Genomic DNA, 17,551 nt, shown 5'->3' on the forward strand with positions numbered 1-17,551 from the left:
AGAAGTCCCTTGCCTGGCCCTTGTCAGTGACTTGGGCTGTGCTCGGCAAGCGGGGCGAATCTTATAAAGCCACCGCCGGGCCGTCAACAGATTTTTAAAAAAATTTTTAAGCAGAAGAATGAGTTAGCCGCCGCCGAGCCGTCGCTGTTGCCAGTGGGCCCGTCCATGCGAAAATACCCGACCTTATTTCCGTCACCACCAGAAATCGCCCATGACCGCCCAACTGATCGACGGCAAGTCCATTGCCGCCCGCCTGCGCCAGGATATTGCCCAGCGAGTCTCTCAACGTCGTAGCGCCGGACTGCGCGCCCCTGGCCTCGCCGTCATCCTGGTCGGCGACGATCCCGCCTCGCGGGTCTATGTGGCTCACAAGCGCAAGGACTGCGAGGAGGTCGGCTTCGACTCCTATGCGCACGACCTGCCCGCCAGCACCGGCCAGGCCGAGCTGGAAGCCCTCATCGATCGCCTGAACGACGACCCGAGCGTCGATGGCATCCTCCTGCAGCTGCCCCTACCCGCGCACCTGGATGCCACCCAGTTGCTCGAACGCATCCGCACCGACAAGGACGTGGACGGCTTCCATCCCTATAACCTGGGTCGCCTGGCGCAGCGCAATCCGCAACTGCGCCCCTGTACCCCCAAGGGCATCATGACCCTGCTGCACAGCACCGGGGTCGATCTCTATGGCCTGGATGCAGTCGTGGTCGGCGCCTCCAACATCGTCGGCCGCCCCATGGCCCTGGAACTGCTGCTGGCGGGCTGCACCGCCACGGTCACCCACAGATTCACCCGCTCGCTCGAACACCATGTGCGCCAGGCCGACCTGGTGGTGGTCGCGGTCGGCAAGCCCGGGCTGGTCAAGGGCGAATGGATCAAGCCGGGCGCCATCGTCATCGACGTCGGCATCAACCGCCAGGCCGATGGCCGGCTGGTCGGCGATGTGGAATACGACAGTGCCCGTGAGCGCGCGAGCTGGATCACCCCGGTTCCTGGCGGAGTCGGTCCCATGACGCGGGCCTGCCTGCTGGAGAACACCCTGTACGCCGCCGAGCAGTTGCACGGCTAGGCAGTCATTCGCGAGCCAGCGCCCTAAAGGACCTGGGCGGCCCCGCTAGAACGCCTGAGCAAACGCCCTGTACCGGTGACGAACGAGCAGCTCCCCGCGCTTTCGATGCCGGTTGGTCGACGCTCGGCACAGCGTGAACCGTTGTCAAGAAAACGGGCCCCGCGGGGCCCGTCGTCCATTCGGCGAGGATCAGGGCAACCAGGACTTCACGCGATCCGGGTGCTTGGCGATCCAGGCCTTGGCGGCTTCTTCCGGCTTCTGGCCTTCTTCCACGGCCAGCATCACCTCGTTCACCTCACCGGGCTGCCAGGCGAACTTCTTCAGGAAATCCCAGACCGGCTTGGCCTTGGCTTCCAGGGCCGGATTGGCCACGGTGTCCACGTGCTCGGAGCCGCCGAACACACCCTTGGGATCCTCGAGGAACTTGAGCTTCCACTTGGCGAACATCCAGTGCGGCACCCAGCCGGTCACCACCACCGGCTTCTGGTCCTTCTCGGCGCGGGTCAGCTCGGCGATCATGCCGCTACCCGAACTGGCCACCAGCTTGTAGTCCAGGCCGTAGTCCTTGATCGCCTGGTCGGCCTTGAGCATGACGCCGGCGCCGGCATCGATACCGACGATGCGGCCGCCGAAGTCGGCCTTCTGCGCCTGCAGGTCGGCGATGCTGTTGGCCTTGACGTACTCGGGCACGATGAGGCCGATCTTGGCGTCAGGGGTGTTGACGTTCAGGTCGACCACCTGGTCCTTCATCTTCTCGTAGTAGGCGCCGTGGGTGACCGGCAGCCAGGCGGAGAGCATGGCGTCGAGCTTACCGCGGGCGACCCCCTGCCACATGATGCCGGCGGCGACCGGCATGAGCTTCACCTCGTATCCCAGGCTCTGGCGGATCACTTCAGCTGCGGTATGGGTCGTTGCCACGCTATCGGCCCAGCCATCGACGTAGCCGATGGTGATCTCGGGCTTGGCCGCCTGAGCCAGACCCATGGCCGTGGTGAGCGCGACACCGAGTCCTATTCCCAACAGTTTCTTCACCATGCTCATGCAGCAGTCCTCTCGCTATGGAATTCGGGCGGTTGCCCCGCGCCCATCATTCGGGCAATGCAAGATGGCCACTACCGTCTGCGCGACGCATAGCGACCGGTTAGCGACAACAACCGCACTTTTCGCGACAACGGTTGTCCTTGACGCAGCCCTCGGACCGCTCTGTAATCGACGCCTCGCAGAAAGCTGCGAGTATCGATGCAACCTCTCGAAGGCCCGTTGTCTTACCTTCGCTCTCAGCCCTCTGAAAGGACTCTGTCCATGCGTCTTCCCTTGCGCGTCGCCGCCCTGCTGGGCGCGCTGTTTTCCAGCCTCTATGGCACCGCGCAGGCGGCAGCCGAAGTGGATGCCGCCACCTACGGCTATCCCCTGGTCAATCCGTTCGAGGCGACCATCGTCACCACGCCGGAAAAATTCCGGCCGGAACTGCCGCCCGAAAGCACCATCGACCAGGACGACTACAGCCTCAACCTGCGTCCGGAGCGGGAATACCAGCTGCCCGGCAACTTCTGGCCGGTGAAGAAATTCCACTACCGCCTGGCCCGCCAGGACCACCCGGCGCCGCTGATCTTCCTGATCGCCGGGACGGGGGCCAACTATTCCTCCAGCACCCAGGAATACCTTAAGCGGCTGTACTACGCGGCCGGCTATCACGTGGTGCAGCTGTCCTCGCCCACCAGCTGGGACTTCATGGTGTCCGTCTCACGGACGGCCACCCCGGGCTATACCCCGCACGACGCCGAGGACCTCTACCGCGCCATGCAGGCGGTACGCGCCCAGCATCCCAAGCTGCCGGTCACCGACTACTACCTGACCGGCTACAGCCTGGGCGGCCTGGATGCGGCCTTCGTCTCCTACCTCGACGAGAGCGAGCGCAGCTTCAACTTCAAGAAGGTCTTGATGGTGAATCCGCCGGTCAACCTGCTGACCTCGGTGCGCAACCTGGATCGCCTGGTGCAGACCGAGGTGAAAGGCGTCACCAACAACCGCACCTTCTACGAACTCATCCTCTCGAAGCTGACCCGCTACTTCCAGGAGAAGGGCTACGTCGACTTCAACGATGCCGTGGTGCGTGACTTCCAGCGCTCGCCGGAACGCCTGAGCAACGAAGAACTGGCCATGCTGATCGGCTCGTCCTTCCGCTTCTCGGCGGCGGACATCGCCTTCACCTCCGACCTGATCAACCGCCGCGGCCTGATCACCCCGCCGACCTATCCGATCACCGAGGGCACCAGCCTGACGCGTTTCTTCGCCCGCTCCCTGCAATGCGATTTCGACTGCTACATGACCGAGCAGGTCATGCCGTTCTGGCAGAAGAAGTTCAAGGGGCAGAATCTCGACGACCTGGCGCGCAAGTCCAGCCTCACCGCCCTCGAGGACTACCTCAAGAGCAGCCCCAAGATCGGTGTCATGCACAATGCCGACGACATCATCCTCGGCCCGGGTGACCTCGGCTTCCTGCGCAAGACCTTCGGCGATCGCTTGACCGTCTATCCCCATGGCGGCCATTGCGGCAATCTCAACTACCGCGTCAACGCGAACGCCATGCTGGAGTTCTTCGCCCGTGGTTAAGTCCCTGCTCGCTCTCCTCCTGCTGGCCAGTGCCTCGGTGTTCGCTGCCGAGTCGAGCCCACCGCCCTCCTCCAGCCTGACCATCGGCTCGGACACCATGCCGGCGGCGCCGGTCGGGGCCGACGGTTTCAGCAATCCGCTGTCGACCCTCAAGTACAACCCGGGGTTGGACCAGCGCGAATTCGAACGGGCCTCCCTGGTCGCCCTGGACGTCTACGATCCGTTTGAATCCTGGAACCGTCACGTCTATCACTTCAACTATCGCCTGGACGAATGGGTGCTGCTGCCGGTGGTCAATGGCTACCGCTGGATCACGCCACGCTTCGTCCGCTCCGGCGTGAGCAACTTCTTCAGCAACCTGGGCGACGTCAACAACCTGCTGAACAGCCTGCTGCAGTTCAAGGGCCGGCGCGCCCTGGACACCACCGGCCGGCTGCTGCTCAACACCACCATCGGGGTGTTCGGCCTATGGGACCCGGCGACCCGGGTGGGCCTGATCAAGCAACCGGAAGACTTCGGCCAGACCCTCGGCTTCTATGGTGTGGGCGATGGTCCCTTCCTGATGCTGCCGGTCCTCGGCCCGTCGAACCTGCGTGACACCGGCGGCCTGGCGGTGGACTTCGCGGCCGAGAGCCAGGTGAACTTCCTCAACGTCAGTGACGAGAGCAGCCGCCATCCGGAGATCATCGTGCTGCGCGGCATCAACCTGCGCTATGTCACCGACATGAGATACGGCCAGCTCAACTCGCCGTTCGAGTACGAGAAGATCCGCTACTTCTACACCAAGGCCCGCGAACTGCAGATCGCCGAGTAAGGCTCAGGCGTTGGCCAGGAAGGCCCGAAGCTCAGGCAGGCGTGCCTGGGCGTCGGCCCTGCCCAGCGCCATGAGCTCCTGGCAATAGGCGGATTCGAACAGCAGATAGCTGAGCAGGGCACTGCCCGAAGGCCGGTTCACCCCGACACCCCGCAGCAGTTGCCGCAACGCCGCCGGCAGGCGGTGGCGATGGCGGGTGGCGATGTCCGCCAGGGGCTGGCTCGGCGAGATGACCAGCATCTCCACCGGACGGCAGAGGCGTCCGCTGACCGGATCGCCTGCCGGGAGGGCACTGCTCAACAGGTTGAGCCGGCGCAGGGTTTCGGTATCGCTGTCCAGGGCATCGACGAAGGTGCTGTTGAGCAGGTGGCCGCCGATCTGGGCCACGCTGGGAGGCCGTGCCGGTTGCCGCTGCTCGTTGCCCCCGGGCGCCCCCAGCCCTATCACCAGGATCCGCTCCGCCCCCAGGTGCAGTGCCGGACTGATGGGCGCCGTCTGCCTGACCGAGCCATCGCCCAGGTACTCGCGACCGACCTTCACCGGTGGAAAGAACAGTGGAATGGCGGTACTGGCCAGGAGATGGTCGACCGCCAGGCGCGCCGGGACGCCGACCCGGCGGTGACGGAACCAGGGATCCAGTGCACCCTGGCTCTGGTAGAAGGTCATCGCCTGCCCGGAGGCATAGCCGAAGGCGGTGACCGCCACCGCCCGCAAGGCGCGCTGGCGCAAGGCCGCCGTGATCCCGGAGAAGTCCAGCTCGCGGGTAAGCAGGGCGCGCAAGGGCGCGTTGTCGAGCAGCGCCAGCGGCTCCTGGCGCCAGGCACCGAATAGCGTCTGCAGACCGAAGCGCGCGGCCTGCCGTGTCGCGCCGGCCCAGTCGCTGCGATAGATCATCGCGGTTTCCAGCCCTGACCACACCGCTGCCAGGCGACCCACCGCGCGACCGAAGTCGAGGGCGCCGCAGCCCAGCACCGCGGCATTGAGTGCGCCGGCGGAGGTGCCGACCAGGATGGGAAAGGGGTTCTCGGAGCGCACCGCCAGGGTGTCCGCCACCACCTGCAGCACCCCGACCTGATAGGCCGCACGGGCGCCGCCACCGGCCAGGATCAGCCCCGTAAGCCGCTCGGACGCCCTGCTCATCTAGCCCCTCTTCTTCGGATAGAGCTTGGGCTCGCCGGGCGGACGGGTCTTGAAGCGCCGGTGCGCCCAGAGGTACTGCTCCGGCAACTGGCTGACGCACTGCTCGACCCAGCGATTGATGCGCCGGCAATCGGCCTCCTCGCTCTCGCCGGGAAAGTCGGCCAGCGGCGGATGGATCACTAGCCGGTAGCCCGAGCCATCCGCCAGTCGTTCCTGGGTGAAGGGCAGCACCCGCGCGCGGCCCAGGCGGGCGAACTTGGTGGTAGCCGTCACGGTGGCGGCGGGGATGCCGAACAGTGGCACGAAGAGGCTCTGCTTGGCGCCGTAGTCCTGATCGGGGGCATACCAGATGGCGCGTCCGGCGCGCAGCACCTTGAGCATGGCCCGTACGTCCTCGCGCTCGATGGCGGTGGCGTCCAGGTTGTGGCGCTCACGACCGCGACGCTGGATGAAGTCGAAGACCGGGTTCTTGTGCTCGCGGTACATGCCGTCGATGGTATGCCGCTGGCCGAGCAGCGCCGCGCCGATTTCCAGGGTCGTGAAATGCAGCGCCATGAGGATCACGCCCTGGCCATCGCGCTGGGCGGCCTGCAGGTGCTCGAGGCCCTCGATATGGGCCAGGCGGGCCAGGCGTTCGCGCGGCCACCACCAACTCATGGCCATCTCCAGCAGGGCCATGCCGCTGCTGGCGAAGTTGCGCCGCAGCAGGCGGTCGCGCGCCCGCTCGTCCAGCTGGGGAAAGCAGAGTTCCAGGTTGCGGCGGGCGATGGCCCGGCGCTGGGTGGCGACGTGATAGAAGATCCAGCCGAGCCCCTGGGCGAGACGCAGCAGCATGGCGTAGGGCAGTTGCACCAGCAGCCAGAGCAGCGCGAGCCCCAGCCAGAGCGGCCAATAACGTGGATTGAGAAAGGCGAGGCGGAAAGACGGCCGCTCCATCGGAACTCCTGCATGAAAAAGTCGCGCCATTCTACAGGCCTCGCGCCGTTTTCCCGTAGCCTTCACAGTCGCGACCCGGATCGCCCGGTGAGGGTTGCGACACGCGAGGCATCCCGCTATAAGTCCCGCCATCCAAGCACAAGTACCCACCATGACCGCAGCCGATCCTTCCGAAAGCGACTCCGTCTTCCAGCTCAAGGGCAACATGCTCGCCGTGACCGTGCTGGAGCTTCTCCGCAATGACCTGGGGCGCCTGGACCGGCAACTGGCCCAGAAGGTCGCCCAGGCCCCCAACTTCTTCCAGGAAACGCCCCTGGTACTGGGCCTGGACAAGCTCGGCGACGACGCCGGCCCGCTCGACCTGGGCGCCCTCCTCGACCTCTGCCGTCGCCACGGCCTGCGCACCCTCGCCCTGCGCGCCAGTCGCAGTTCCGACCTGGCAGCCGCCAACGACTACGACCTGCCGATCCTGCCGCCCAGCTCCGGCGGCCGCGAGCGCCAGGTCGAGCCGCGCGACCGCGAGCCGGCCAAGCCGGTGGAGCCGCCCAAGCCGGCCGCGCCGGCGATCAATCCCACCAAGATCATCACCGCACCGGTGCGCGGCGGGGTGCAGCTCTATGCCCCGGCGGGCGATCTGGTGGTGCTGGCGCCGGTCAGCCCAGGTGCCGAGCTGCTCGCCGATGGCAACATCCATGTCTACGGCCCCATGCGCGGCCGGGCCCTGGCCGGCGTCAAAGGTGATACTAAAGCGCGGATCTTCTGCCAGCAGCTGACCGCGGAGCTGCTCTCCATCGCCGGCCAGTACAAGGTCGCCGAGGACCTGCGACGCCATCCACAGTGGGGCAATCCGGTACAGGTCAGTTTGGTGGGAGATGTGTTGAACATCACCCGCCTTTAACGGATACTTCCGCGAATTTTTCGCAATTGGCGGATGCGCCGCCAAGGCTCGAACGAAGCGCGAACACGCCTGCAATCTCGTCATCGAGGGCGTCGAGTCGTTTCAGTTATTACTTTCGATCAAGGTGAATCAGTTTGGCCAAAGTACTCGTAGTCACCTCCGGCAAGGGCGGCGTCGGCAAGACCACCAGCAGCGCCGCCATTGGTACCGGTCTCGCCCTGCGCGGACACAAGACCGTCATCGTCGACTTCGACGTCGGCCTGCGTAACCTCGACCTGATCATGGGCTGCGAGCGCCGGGTGGTGTACGACTTCGTCAACGTGATCAACAACGAGGCGACCCTGACCCAGGCCCTGATCAAGGACAAGCGTCTCGAGAACCTCTTCGTACTGGCCGCCAGCCAGACCCGCGACAAGGACGCCCTGACCCAGGACGGCGTCGAGCGCGTGATCAACGAACTCAAGCAGACCTTCGACTTCATCGTCTGCGACTCCCCGGCCGGGATCGAAAAGGGTGCCCACCTGGCGATGTACTTCGCCGACGAGGCCATCGTGGTGACCAACCCCGAAGTCTCCTCGGTGCGGGACTCCGACCGCATGCTCGGCCTGCTGGCCAGCAAGTCGCGCCGCGCCGAAAAGGGCGAGGAAGCCATCAAGGAGCACCTGCTGCTGACCCGCTACAACCCCGAGCGCGTCACCAAGGGCGAAATGCTCGGCGTCGAGGACGTGGAAGAGATCCTGTCCATCCGCCTGCTCGGCGTGATCCCCGAATCCCAGGCGGTGCTCAAGGCCTCGAACCAGGGCATTCCGGTGATTCTCGACGAACAGAGCGATGCCGGTCAGGCCTACAGTGATACCGTGGAGCGACTGCTCGGCAAGGAAGTGGCCTATCGCTTCCTCGACGTGAAGAAGAAAGGCTTCCTGCAACGTCTGTTCGGGGGTGGTGGCGAATGAGCATCTTCGACTTCTTTCGCGATCGGAAGAAGCAGAACAGCGCTTCGATAGCCAAGGAACGGCTACAGATCATCGTGGCCCACGAACGGGGTCGCCACGAGCAGCCGGACTATCTGCCGCAGTTGCAGAAGGACCTGCTGGAAGTGATCCGCAAGTACGTGCCCATCGAGCAGGACCAGATCCAGGTGGAATTGGAAAACCAGGGCAGCTGCTCCATTCTGGAACTCAACATCACCCTGCCCGACCGCTGAGGCGAATCGCGCAGGACAGCGGCGGCCCCAGGGCCGCCGTTGGCGTTTGGGCCACGTCGAATCCTCTGCCCCGGCCAAGCCGGGTCGCGGCGCTTCGAATCCAGGCCCCTAGGAACCCCATGCCCCTGTCCAACATCCGTATCATCCACCAGGACGACGCCCTGCTGGTGGTCGACAAGCCTACCCTGCTGCTCTCGGTACCCGGCCGCGCCGAGGACAATCGCGACTGCCTGGTGACCCGCCTGCAGGAAAACGGCTATCCCGAGGCGCGCATCGTGCACCGCCTGGACTGGGAGACCTCCGGTGTCATCGTGCTGGCACGGGATGCCGACAGCCACCGCGAGCTGTCGCGGCAATTCCACGACCGGGAGACGGAAAAGGCCTACACCGCCCTCTGCTGGGGCGAACCGGACGCCAACAGCGGCCGGATCGAGTTGCCGCTGCGCTACGATCCGCCGACCAAGCCGCGCCACGTGGTCGACCACGAACTGGGGCGCCATGCCCTGACCTTCTGGCAGGTGCTGGAACGCCACGGCCGCTACAGCCGGGTCGAGCTCACCCCCATCACCGGCCGTTCCCACCAGCTGCGCGTCCATATGCTGAGCATCGGCCATCCCCTGCTGGGCGATCAGCTCTATGCCCAGGGCGAGGCGCTGGCGCTCCGGCCGCGCCTCTGCCTGCATGCCAGCCTGCTGACGCTCACCCATCCCACCTCGGGCGAGCGGATGAGTTTCACCAGTCCCGCGCCCTTCTGACCTGCTGGCGGGCCCTGGCCTACCGACCTGCCCCGGAGGAGCGCTGCCCTTGTCGCACTGGACGTCCTACTACGCCGCCACCGCGGGCGGCGGTCCGCGTGACACCCTGCTGCAGGCGCTGGCGCTGTGGCCAGGGCCGCCGGGGATCGCGCTGGACCTGGGCTGTGGCACCGGGCGCGATACCCTGACGCTGCTGGAACGCGGCTGGCAGGTCCTGGCGGTGGACGCCGAGGCCGAAGCCCTGGCAGAACTCCGGCAGCGCGCGCCGGAATCCCTGCACGCCCAGCTGGAACTGCGGCAGGCCCGCTTCGAATCGCTGGCGCTGACCCGGTATGGGCTGGTCAATTCCAGCTTCGCCCTGCCCTTCTGCCAGCCGACCCAGTTCCTCGACCTCTGGACGCGGATCACCGCGGCGACCCGCCCGGGAGGTCTCTTCTGCGGCCAGCTCTTCGGTGAGAAGGACAGCTGGGCGAACAAGGGGGTGACCGTGGTAATGCCCGCCGACCTGCAGCGGCTGCTGCAGGACTGGGAGGTCCTGCAGCACCTCGAAGAGGAAGAAGACGGCCGGACCGCCGGCGGCCGGCCCAAGCACTGGCATATCCATCACCTGGTGCTGCGTCGGCGCTGAGCGCCCCGGGCCCGCTGCGCCTGGGCGGCAGGCTCGACTCCCCCGGGTGCAGAACCTAGACTGGACGCCTCGTCGTCCGGAGTCATTCATGAGTACCGATCAGATCCAAGGCCTCGTCGATTTCCTCTCCAGTTCCCCCACCCCCTTCCATGCCACCGCCAGCCTCGCCAGCCGCCTCGAAGCCGCCGGCTACCAGCGGCTGGACGAACGGGAAAGCTGGTCCGTGCAGCCCGGTGGGCGCTACTACGTCACCCGCAACGATTCCTCGCTGATCGCCGTGCGCCTCGGTGGCCAACCGCTGGAGCGCGGCCTGCGCCTGGTCGGCGCCCACACCGACAGCCCCTGTCTCAAGGTCAAGCCCCAGCCGGAGCTCTATCGCCAGGGCTTCTGGCAGCTCGGCGTGGAAGTCTACGGCGGCCTGCTGATGGCCCCCTGGTTCGACCGCGACCTCTCCCTGGCCGGGCGGGTGACCTTCCGCGTCGAGGGACGCGTGCAGAGCCGCCTGGTGGACTTCCGCAAGCCGCTGGCGATCATTCCCAACCTGGCCATCCACCTCAACCGCGAGGCCAACCAGGGCTGGGCCATCAATGCCCAGAACGAATTGCCGCCGATCCTGGCGCAGGTCCCCGCTGGCGAGCGCCGCGACTTCCGCGTGCTGCTGGCCGCGCGCCTGCAGCAGGAGCACGGCATCGGCAATGCCGAGGTACTGGATTTCGAGCTGAGCTTCTATGACGTCCAGCCCGCCGCCCTGGTCGGCCTGGACGACGACTTCATCGCCGCCGCCCGCCTGGACAACCTGCTGTCCTGCTACGCCGGGCTGCAAGCCCTGCTGGCCAGCGACGGCGACGAGAACGCCGTGCTGGTCTGCACCGACCACGAAGAAGTGGGTTCCACTTCCTGCTGTGGCGCCGATGGCCCCTTCCTGGAGCAGGTGCTGCAGCGACTGCTGCCTGCCGGGGACGCCTACACCCGGACGATCCAGCGCTCCCTGCTGATCTCCGCGGACAACGCCCACGGCGTGCATCCCAACTATGCCGACAAGCACGACGGCAACCATGGCCCGCGGCTGAACGCCGGACCGGTGATCAAGGTGAACGCCAACCAGCGCTACGCCACCAGCAGCGAGACCGCGGCTTTCTTCCGCGATCTCTGCCAGCGCGAAGAGGTCCCGGTGCAAAGCTTCGTGGTGCGCAGCGACATGGGTTGCGGTTCCACCATCGGCCCGCTCACCGCCGGGCAGCTGGGCGTGCGCACCGTCGACATCGGCCTGCCGACCTTCGCTATGCACTCCATCCGCGAGCTGGCCGGCAGCCACGACCTGGGCTATCTGATCAAGGTGCTGACGGCCTTCTACGCCAGCTCCGAGCTGCCGCTCTGAGCCCCGGCTAGTTAGGCACCTCGACCCTGACCTGGATGGCGTCATGCCGCCAGAATTCCAGGTCGCAGTCGATCAGCCGGCCCTGCTGGTCGTGATTGATGCGGGTGATGTGCAAGGCCGGACTGCCCTGGGCCGCCCGCAGTGCCAGGGCCGCCTCCGGCAGCAAGGCCGTGGGCAGGATCTCGAAGCGCACCTCGCCGTAGCGGATGTCGTAGTGGTCGCGATACAGCTCGGTGAGGGAAAGCTGCAGATCGTGTTCCAGCAGGCCGGGAAAATAGGCGGCATTCAGATAGTGCTCGACGTAGAGCACCAGCCGCCCATCGATGCGCCGGACCCGCCGGATCTGGTAGACGCTGGACAGCGCCGGCAACTCCAGCAGCCGGCACACCTCCGCCGAAGCCAGCATCTGCCGCGCCGCCAACACCTCGGTGGCCGGGCGGCGCCCCTGGGCCTCCACCATGGCATGGAAGTGAGTCCGCGCCAGCGGGTTGTAGGCGACCCGCGGGGGTGCGACGAACCAGCCACGCCGCTCCTCGCGATAGATCAGCCCCAGGGCTTCCAGTTGCAACAGGGCGTCGCGCAGGGTGATCCGGGTAGTGGCGAAGAGTTCGCTCAGTTGTCGCTCGGAGGGCAACCTTTCCATGGCGGGCAGCAAGCCGTGGGCGATCTGCTCCTGCAGCGCCTGGCGGATGGCGCCGGCACCGGGCGCACTTCTTTGGACTAGACCAGTATCGGATTGGTGCACCCGGAACGCCTCCGCAAGGGTTTTGAATGAGACTAGGACGGCCAGATGACCGTCAGGTGACGACTGCAGTGCGCGTGCCACCGCAAGCGGCGGGCGCTTTGCCATCAAATCGTCATACCTGACTCCTAGATTGGCCTGTGTCTTGCTGAACTAGACCAAGCCCTCACCCTGGAGCACCTGTATGACCCGTCTGCTCGCTTCCCTGTTGGCCACTGCCGTTGCGGTACAGGCCGGTACCGCCCTCGCCGCTCCCACCGATCTCAAAGACCTCGAAGCAGCCGCCCGCAAGGAAGGCGAGGTGAACAGCGTCGGCATGCCCGATACCTGGGCGAACTGGAAAGGCACCTGGCAGGACCTGGCACAGAAATACGGGCTCAAGCACCAGGATACCGACATGAGCTCGGCCCAGGAGATCGCCAAGTTCGCCGCCGAGGGGGAGAACGCGTCCGCCGACATCGGCGACGTGGGTGCTTCCTTCGGCCCCATCGCCGTGCAGAAGGGTGTTACCCAGCCCTACAAGCCCAGTACCTGGGACCAGGTACCGAGCTGGGCCAAGGACAGCGACGGCCACTGGGCGCTGGCCTACACCGGGACCATCGCCTTCATCGTCAACAAGCAGACGGTCAAGGACATACCCCATTCCTGGGCCGACCTGCTCAAGGGCAACTACAAGGTCACCATCGGCGACGTCAGCGCCGCCTCCCAGGCGGTGAGCGGCGTCCTGGCAGCGGCCTACGCCAACGGCGGCGACGAGAAGAACATCCAGCCGGCGCTGGACTTCTTCGCCAAGCTGGCCAAGCAGGGTCGACTGTCCTTCACCAATCCGGTGGTGGCGAACATCGAGAAGGGCGAAGTGGAAGTCGGGGTGGTCTGGGACTTCAACGCCCTGAACTATCGCGACCAGATCGACCGCTCGCGCTTCGAGGTGCTGATCCCGTCCGATGGCTCGGTGACCTCCGGCTACACCACCATCATCAACAAGTACGCCAAGCATCCCAACGCCGCCAAGCTGGCCCGGGAGTACATCTTCTCCGATGCCGGCCAGATCAACCTGGCCCAGGGCTATGCCCGGCCGATCCGCGCCGAGCACCTGACCCTGCCGGCCGAGGTGCAGGCCAAGCTGCTGCCCCAGGCGCAGTATGCCAAGGCGCGTCCCATCGCCGACGCCAAGGCCTGGGAAGAGACCTCCAAGCGCCTGCCGCGGCTGTGGCAGGAGCGCGTCCTGATCAACATGCAGCAGTGATGTCATGAAGGTCATCCTGGTCGTCCTGGACGGACTCGCCCTGAGAGTCGCCGAGCATGGACTCGGCTTTCTCCAGGCCCTGTGCCTGGCCGGCCAGGGTCGCCTCTATCGCCTGGAGTGCGAGCTGCCCTCGCTCTCCCGCCCGCTCTACGAATGCCTGCTCACCGGCGTACCGCCGGTGCGCAGTGGCATCGTCCACAACGGCGTGGATCGACTCTCCAACCAGACGAGTCTCTTCCATCTGGCCCGAGCCGCCGGGCTCACCACCGCGGCCGCCGCCTATCACTGGGTCAGCGAACTCTACAATCACAGCCCCTTCGATCCGGCGCGCGACAGACACGTCAGTGATCCCGCCCTGCCGATCCAGCACGGCCACTTCTACTACGCCGATCACTACCCGGATTCCCACCTATTCGACGATGCCGAGCACCTGCGCCTGGTCCATGCGCCGGACATCCTGCTGGTGCATCCGATGAACATCGACGACGCCGGCCACAAGCACGGCCTGTCCAGTCCGGAGTACCGCAATGCCGCGCGCCGTGCCGATGGCCTGCTGTCCCACTACCTGCCGGCCTGGCTTGACGCCGGCTACCAGGTACTGGTGACCGCCGACCATGGCATGAACGACGACCGCAGCCATGGCGGGATGCTGCCGGAAGAGCGCGAGGTGCCGCTATTCGTCTTCGGCCAGGGCTTCTCCCTGGCGGACGCCGCGCCGCGCCAGGTGGAGATCTGCGGCACGGTGTGCAGCCTGCTCGGCCTCACCCATGACAAACCCCGCTGCCAGGACCTGCTGGCATGAAGCGCCCCTGGCTCGCCCTGCTGCTGATCCTGCCCTTCCTGATGGTGTTCGGCGCCTTCCAGCTGGCGCCCCTGGCCTGGATCGCCCTGAACAGCTTCAACTCCAGCGAAAGCGGTTGGGGCCTGGCCAACTATGGCGAGATCCTGGGTTCGCCCTTCTATCTGCAGGCCATCCGCTTTTCCCTGGAGATCTCGCTCTGGTCCAGCGTCTGCGGGCTGCTCATCGCCCTGGTCGGCGCCTATTCGCTGACCCGCGTGGACTCGCGCCTGCGCGGCTTCGTGGTGGCTTTCACCAACATGACCAGCAATTTCGCCGGGGTGCCACTGGCCTTCGCCTTCATCATCCTGCTGGGCATCAACGGCTGCCTGACCCTGGCGCTCAAGCAGCTGGGCCTGATCGAAGGCTTCAACCTCTACACCAAGGGCGGGCTGATCCTCATCTATACCTACTTCCAGATTCCCCTCGGCGTCCTGTTGCTGTTCCCCGCCTTCGAAGCCCTCAAGCAGGACTGGCGCGACGCGGCAGCGCTGCTGGGTGCCGGAACCTGGCAATACTGGCGACACATCGGCTTGCCGGTGCTGAGTCCGGCGCTGGTCGGCACCTTCATCATCCTGCTGGCCAACGCCCTGGGCGCCTATGCCACCGTCTATGCCCTCACCGTGGGCAACTTCAATGTGGTGCCGGTGCGCATCGCCGCCCTGGTATCCGGCGACATCTATCTGGAGCCCAACCTGGCCGCGGCCCTGGCCATGCTGCTGGTGGCCTTCATGACCCTCATCACCCTCGTCCACCAGTGGCTGCTGAAGCGGAGTCGCCATGTCCAGAGCTGAGCGCCTCTATCATCGCCTGGTGGTCTGGCTGCTGTTCCTGATCCTGGTCGCGCCCCTGGCGGCGACGCTGGTCTATTCGCTGGCCACCCAGTGGTCGGCGACCCTGCTGCCGGCCGGCTTCACCCTCAAGTGGTACCTGCAGCTGTGGAGCGACCCGCGCTTCCTCGCCGCCTTCGGCCGCTCCCTGGCGATCTGCTTCGGCGCCCTGGCGCTGTCCTGCGTGCTGATCCTGCCGGCCATGTTCGCCATCGCCTATCACTTCCCGCGGCTGGACGCCCTGATGAACGTGCTGATCCTGCTGCCCTTCGCCGTGCCACCGGTGGTCTCGGCGGTCGGGCTGCTCCAGCTCTATGCCAGTGGGCCGCTGCCGCTGACCGGCACCCCCTGGATCCTGGTGTTCTGCTACTTCACCATCGCCCTGCCCTTCATGTACCGCGCCATCAGCAACAACCTGCAGGCGCTCAACCTGCGCGACCTGATGGACGCCGCCCACCTGCTCGGCGCCAGCTCCTGGCGCGCCGCGCTGCTGGTGATCCTGCCCAACCTGCGCACGGGGCTGATGGTGGCGCTGTTCCTGTCCTTCTCCTTTCTCATCGGCGAATTCGTCTTCGCCAACCTGCTGGTGGGCACGCGTTACGAGACGCTGCAGATCTATCTCTACAACCTGCGCAACGGTAGCGGCCACCTCACCAGTGCCCTGGTCATCTCCTATTTCCTCGCGGTACTGCTGATGACCTGGATCGCCAATCGCCTGAATCGGGAGCGGACATGAGCTATCTCGCGGTCAAGGGACTGCACAAGCGCTACGGCGCCAACACCCTGTTCACCGACATCGAATTCCACGCGGAACAAGGCGAACTGGTCACCCTGCTCGGCCCCTCGGGCTGCGGCAAGTCCACCCTGCTGCGCTGCCTGGCCGGCCTCACCGAGGTCGACCGCGGCAGCATCGTGCTGGCGGGCCAGGACATCACTACGCTGTCTCCCCAGCGCCGCGGCATCGCCATGGTGTTCCAGAGCTATGCGCTGTTTCCCAACATGACGGTGGAACAGAACGTCGCCTTCGGCCTGCGCATGCAGCGCCTGGCGCGGGACGAGGTGCGCCAGCGGGTGACCGAGGCGCTGACCCTGGTGGAACTGACAGGCTTCGCCGAACGCTATCCGCACCAGCTGTCCGGTGGGCAGTGCCAACGGGTGGCCCTGGCCCGCTCGCTAATCGTGCGGCCGCGGCTGCTGCTGCTGGACGAACCCCTCTCGGCGCTGGATGCCCGTATCCGGCGCCACCTGCGCGAACAGATCCGCGCCATCCAGCAGGAGCTGGGCCTGACCACGGTGTTCGTCACCCACGACCAGGAAGAGGCCCTCACCCTGTCCGACCGCATCGTGCTGATGCGCGAAGGCCGGATCGTCCAGAGCGGCGATGCCGAAACCCTCTACACCGCCCCGGTGGACGCCTTCGCCGCTGGCTTCATCGGCAACTACAACCTGCTCAGCGCCGACCAGGCCAGTCGCCTGTTCGGCCACGCCTTCCAGCGCCAGGTGGCGATTCGCCCCGAGGCCATCCGCCTCGGCGTCCCTGGCGGCATCGCCGGCCGTATCGTCGGCCACAGCCTGCTGGGCAATGTCATCCGCTACCGCATCGCCACCGAGGCCTGCGAACTCAATGTCGACGTTCTCAACCACGGCCCGTCGGCCTTGCAGCCGAACGGCACAGGCGTCACCCTGGCTGTCGATTCCGACAGCCTGAGAGAAGTGGCATGACCCTGGCGATTTTCGATCTCGACGAAACCCTCATCGACGGTGACTGTTCCAGCCTCTGGAGCCAACAGCTGGGCGTGCTCGGCTGGGTCGACCGCGAATCCTTCGTGCGCCGCGACGGCGAGCTCATGGCGGCCTATGCCCAGGGCGAGCTGGCCATGGAAGACTACATGGCCTTCCACCTCGAACCCCTGGTCGGCCGCACTCCAGAGGAAGTGGACTTCGAGGTCGGCCCCTGGGTCGAGGACGTCATCGAACCCCTGATCTTCAGCGACGCCATGAAGTGCATCGCCGCCCACCGCGCGGCCGGCGACCGGGTGATCATCGTCTCGGCCTCCGGGGTGCACCTGGTGGAGCCCATCGCCGAGCGGCTGGGCGTGGAAGAGGTGCTGGCCATCGACCTGCAGGTCAGCCATGGCGTCTACAGCGGTCAGGTGGAGGGCGTCATGACCTATCGCGAAGGCAAGCTGACCCGCCTGCTGGAGCTGCTCAACGGTGACCGCAGCCTGCTGGCCACCGCCAGCTTCTACTCCGACTCGCGCAACGACCTGCCGCTGCTCGAAGCAGTGGGCAAGCCGCACGTGGTCAACCCGGACCCGGTATTGCGTGAGCGCGCAACACAGGCCGGCTGGCCGATCCTCAGCTGGCGGTAACCCGCATCGCGGCCGCGCCTAAGGGTTGCCAAGGCTTCCGTAGGTTGGGTTGAGACGGCTCCACCGTCGAAGTCCAACATGGCCGGCTCCG

General features: G+C 66.1%; 19 protein-coding genes. 15 read left to right on the forward strand and 4 right to left on the reverse strand.

Annotation, left to right across the window (positions count from 1 at the left end; translation table 11 throughout):
* Positions 1-211: 211 nt before the first annotated feature.
* The gene (gene folD, locus ACYJP6_RS13890) at positions 212-1,066 is read left to right on the forward strand and encodes a bifunctional methylenetetrahydrofolate dehydrogenase/methenyltetrahydrofolate cyclohydrolase FolD (protein WP_459475587.1); all 855 of its coding nucleotides are present in this window, start codon (positions 212-214) and stop codon (positions 1,064-1,066) included.
* Between the two features lie 189 nt (positions 1,067-1,255).
* On the opposite strand, the gene ACYJP6_RS13895 is transcribed toward folD, so the two are convergent.
* Entirely contained in the window at positions 1,256-2,107 is an 852-nt protein-coding gene (locus ACYJP6_RS13895; protein ID WP_459475588.1) for a glycine betaine ABC transporter substrate-binding protein, read from the reverse strand.
* 261 nt (positions 2,108-2,368) lie between these two features.
* Between ACYJP6_RS13895 and ACYJP6_RS13900 the strand changes: the two genes are divergently transcribed.
* Positions 2,369-3,679, forward strand: coding sequence for an alpha/beta fold hydrolase family protein (locus tag ACYJP6_RS13900; RefSeq protein ID WP_459475589.1), 1,311 nt, complete (start codon positions 2,369-2,371; stop codon positions 3,677-3,679).
* 97 nt (positions 3,680-3,776) lie between these two features.
* Entirely contained in the window at positions 3,777-4,493 is a 717-nt protein-coding gene (locus ACYJP6_RS13905; RefSeq protein ID WP_459475825.1) for an MlaA family lipoprotein, read from the forward strand.
* Positions 4,494-4,496: 3 nt separating this feature from the next.
* On the opposite strand, the gene ACYJP6_RS13910 is transcribed toward ACYJP6_RS13905, so the two are convergent.
* Both ACYJP6_RS13910 and ACYJP6_RS13915 read right to left on the reverse strand, forming a co-directional pair.
* Positions 4,497-5,633 carry a patatin-like phospholipase family protein gene (locus ACYJP6_RS13910; RefSeq protein WP_459475590.1) on the reverse strand — a complete coding sequence of 379 codons (1,137 nt, stop codon included), beginning with the start codon at positions 5,631-5,633 and terminating at the stop codon, positions 4,497-4,499.
* Entirely contained in the window at positions 5,634-6,569 is a 936-nt protein-coding gene (locus ACYJP6_RS13915; protein WP_459475591.1) for a lipid A biosynthesis lauroyl acyltransferase, read from the reverse strand. It lies immediately after the preceding gene.
* A gap of 151 nt (positions 6,570-6,720) precedes the next feature.
* Here ACYJP6_RS13915 and minC point away from each other — a divergent pair, with 151 nt between their 5' ends.
* From minC to ACYJP6_RS13945, 6 genes are all read left to right on the forward strand, one after another.
* Complete coding sequence (gene minC, locus ACYJP6_RS13920; protein ID WP_459475592.1) at positions 6,721-7,467, forward strand: septum site-determining protein MinC; 747 nt, start codon at positions 6,721-6,723, stop codon at positions 7,465-7,467.
* A 134-nt stretch (positions 7,468-7,601) separates the two neighbouring features.
* Positions 7,602-8,420: a septum site-determining protein MinD gene (gene minD / locus ACYJP6_RS13925; RefSeq protein WP_027597673.1), complete on the forward strand. Its 819-nt coding sequence runs from the start codon at positions 7,602-7,604 to the stop codon at positions 8,418-8,420.
* Positions 8,417-8,671, forward strand: a complete 255-nt coding sequence (minE, locus tag ACYJP6_RS13930; RefSeq protein ID WP_007162175.1) for a cell division topological specificity factor MinE — start codon at positions 8,417-8,419, stop codon at positions 8,669-8,671. The genes minD and minE overlap by 4 nt, the downstream gene beginning before the upstream one ends.
* A 119-nt stretch (positions 8,672-8,790) precedes the next feature.
* A complete protein-coding gene (locus tag ACYJP6_RS13935) occupies positions 8,791-9,426 on the forward strand; it encodes an RluA family pseudouridine synthase (protein WP_459475594.1) in 636 nt (211 codons plus the stop codon).
* Between the two features lie 49 nt (positions 9,427-9,475).
* Complete coding sequence (locus ACYJP6_RS13940; RefSeq protein WP_459475595.1) at positions 9,476-10,054, forward strand: class I SAM-dependent methyltransferase; 579 nt, start codon at positions 9,476-9,478, stop codon at positions 10,052-10,054.
* Positions 10,055-10,142: 88 nt separating this feature from the next.
* Positions 10,143-11,432: a M18 family aminopeptidase gene (locus ACYJP6_RS13945; RefSeq protein WP_459475596.1), complete on the forward strand. Its 1,290-nt coding sequence runs from the start codon at positions 10,143-10,145 to the stop codon at positions 11,430-11,432.
* A gap of 7 nt (positions 11,433-11,439) precedes the next feature.
* Here the strand turns inward: ACYJP6_RS13945 and ACYJP6_RS13950 are convergent, their stop codons facing one another.
* On the reverse strand, positions 11,440-12,177 hold the full coding sequence (locus ACYJP6_RS13950) for a UTRA domain-containing protein (protein ID WP_459475597.1): 738 nt from the start codon (positions 12,175-12,177) through the stop codon (positions 11,440-11,442).
* Positions 12,178-12,358: 181 nt separating this feature from the next.
* On the opposite strand from ACYJP6_RS13950, the gene ACYJP6_RS13955 reads away from it, so the two are divergent.
* Genes ACYJP6_RS13955 through ACYJP6_RS13980 form a run of 6 tightly spaced genes read left to right on the forward strand, consistent with a single transcriptional unit; the run spans position 12,359 to position 17,460 of the window.
* Entirely contained in the window at positions 12,359-13,420 is a 1,062-nt protein-coding gene (locus ACYJP6_RS13955; protein WP_459475598.1) for an ABC transporter substrate-binding protein, read from the forward strand.
* Between the two features lie 4 nt (positions 13,421-13,424).
* On the forward strand, positions 13,425-14,222 hold the full coding sequence (locus ACYJP6_RS13960) for an alkaline phosphatase family protein (protein ID WP_459475599.1): 798 nt from the start codon (positions 13,425-13,427) through the stop codon (positions 14,220-14,222).
* A complete protein-coding gene (locus ACYJP6_RS13965; RefSeq protein ID WP_459475600.1) occupies positions 14,219-15,052 on the forward strand; it encodes an ABC transporter permease in 834 nt (277 codons plus the stop codon). Before ACYJP6_RS13960 ends, ACYJP6_RS13965 begins: the two co-directional genes overlap by 4 nt.
* Positions 15,039-15,824: an ABC transporter permease gene (locus ACYJP6_RS13970; RefSeq protein WP_459475601.1), complete on the forward strand. Its 786-nt coding sequence runs from the start codon at positions 15,039-15,041 to the stop codon at positions 15,822-15,824. The genes ACYJP6_RS13965 and ACYJP6_RS13970 overlap by 14 nt, the downstream gene beginning before the upstream one ends.
* Positions 15,821-16,810, forward strand: coding sequence for an ABC transporter ATP-binding protein (locus tag ACYJP6_RS13975; RefSeq protein WP_459475602.1), 990 nt, complete (start codon positions 15,821-15,823; stop codon positions 16,808-16,810). Before ACYJP6_RS13970 ends, ACYJP6_RS13975 begins: the two co-directional genes overlap by 4 nt.
* The gene (locus tag ACYJP6_RS13980) at positions 16,807-17,460 is read left to right on the forward strand and encodes an HAD family hydrolase (protein WP_459475603.1); all 654 of its coding nucleotides are present in this window, start codon (positions 16,807-16,809) and stop codon (positions 17,458-17,460) included. Before ACYJP6_RS13975 ends, ACYJP6_RS13980 begins: the two co-directional genes overlap by 4 nt.
* Positions 17,461-17,551: the final 91 nt, after the last annotated feature.

The organism is Pseudomonas sp. No.117, assembly GCF_054558395.1.

Bases quoted from the DNA above. Each gene is read 5' to 3' on its own strand.
- folD (WP_459475587.1), top strand. From the start codon at position 212: ATGACCGCCCAACTGATCGACGGCAAGTCCATTGCCGCCCGCCTGCGC.
- ACYJP6_RS13895 (WP_459475588.1), bottom strand. From the start codon at position 2,107: ATGAGCATGGTGAAGAAACTGTTGGGAATAGGACTCGGTGTCGCGCTC.
- ACYJP6_RS13900 (WP_459475589.1), top strand. From the start codon at position 2,369: ATGCGTCTTCCCTTGCGCGTCGCCGCCCTGCTGGGCGCGCTGTTTTCC.
- ACYJP6_RS13905 (WP_459475825.1), top strand. From the start codon at position 3,777: ATGCCGGCGGCGCCGGTCGGGGCCGACGGTTTCAGCAATCCGCTGTCG.
- ACYJP6_RS13910 (WP_459475590.1), bottom strand. From the start codon at position 5,633: ATGAGCAGGGCGTCCGAGCGGCTTACGGGGCTGATCCTGGCCGGTGGC.
- ACYJP6_RS13915 (WP_459475591.1), bottom strand. From the start codon at position 6,569: ATGGAGCGGCCGTCTTTCCGCCTCGCCTTTCTCAATCCACGTTATTGG.
- minC (WP_459475592.1), top strand. From the start codon at position 6,721: ATGACCGCAGCCGATCCTTCCGAAAGCGACTCCGTCTTCCAGCTCAAG.
- minE (WP_007162175.1), top strand. From the start codon at position 8,417: ATGAGCATCTTCGACTTCTTTCGCGATCGGAAGAAGCAGAACAGCGCT.
- ACYJP6_RS13935 (WP_459475594.1), top strand. From the start codon at position 8,791: ATGCCCCTGTCCAACATCCGTATCATCCACCAGGACGACGCCCTGCTG.
- ACYJP6_RS13945 (WP_459475596.1), top strand. From the start codon at position 10,143: ATGAGTACCGATCAGATCCAAGGCCTCGTCGATTTCCTCTCCAGTTCC.
- ACYJP6_RS13955 (WP_459475598.1), top strand. From the start codon at position 12,359: ATGACCCGTCTGCTCGCTTCCCTGTTGGCCACTGCCGTTGCGGTACAG.
- ACYJP6_RS13960 (WP_459475599.1), top strand. From the start codon at position 13,425: ATGAAGGTCATCCTGGTCGTCCTGGACGGACTCGCCCTGAGAGTCGCC.
- ACYJP6_RS13965 (WP_459475600.1), top strand. From the start codon at position 14,219: ATGAAGCGCCCCTGGCTCGCCCTGCTGCTGATCCTGCCCTTCCTGATG.
- ACYJP6_RS13970 (WP_459475601.1), top strand. From the start codon at position 15,039: ATGTCCAGAGCTGAGCGCCTCTATCATCGCCTGGTGGTCTGGCTGCTG.
- ACYJP6_RS13975 (WP_459475602.1), top strand. From the start codon at position 15,821: ATGAGCTATCTCGCGGTCAAGGGACTGCACAAGCGCTACGGCGCCAAC.
- ACYJP6_RS13980 (WP_459475603.1), top strand. From the start codon at position 16,807: ATGACCCTGGCGATTTTCGATCTCGACGAAACCCTCATCGACGGTGAC.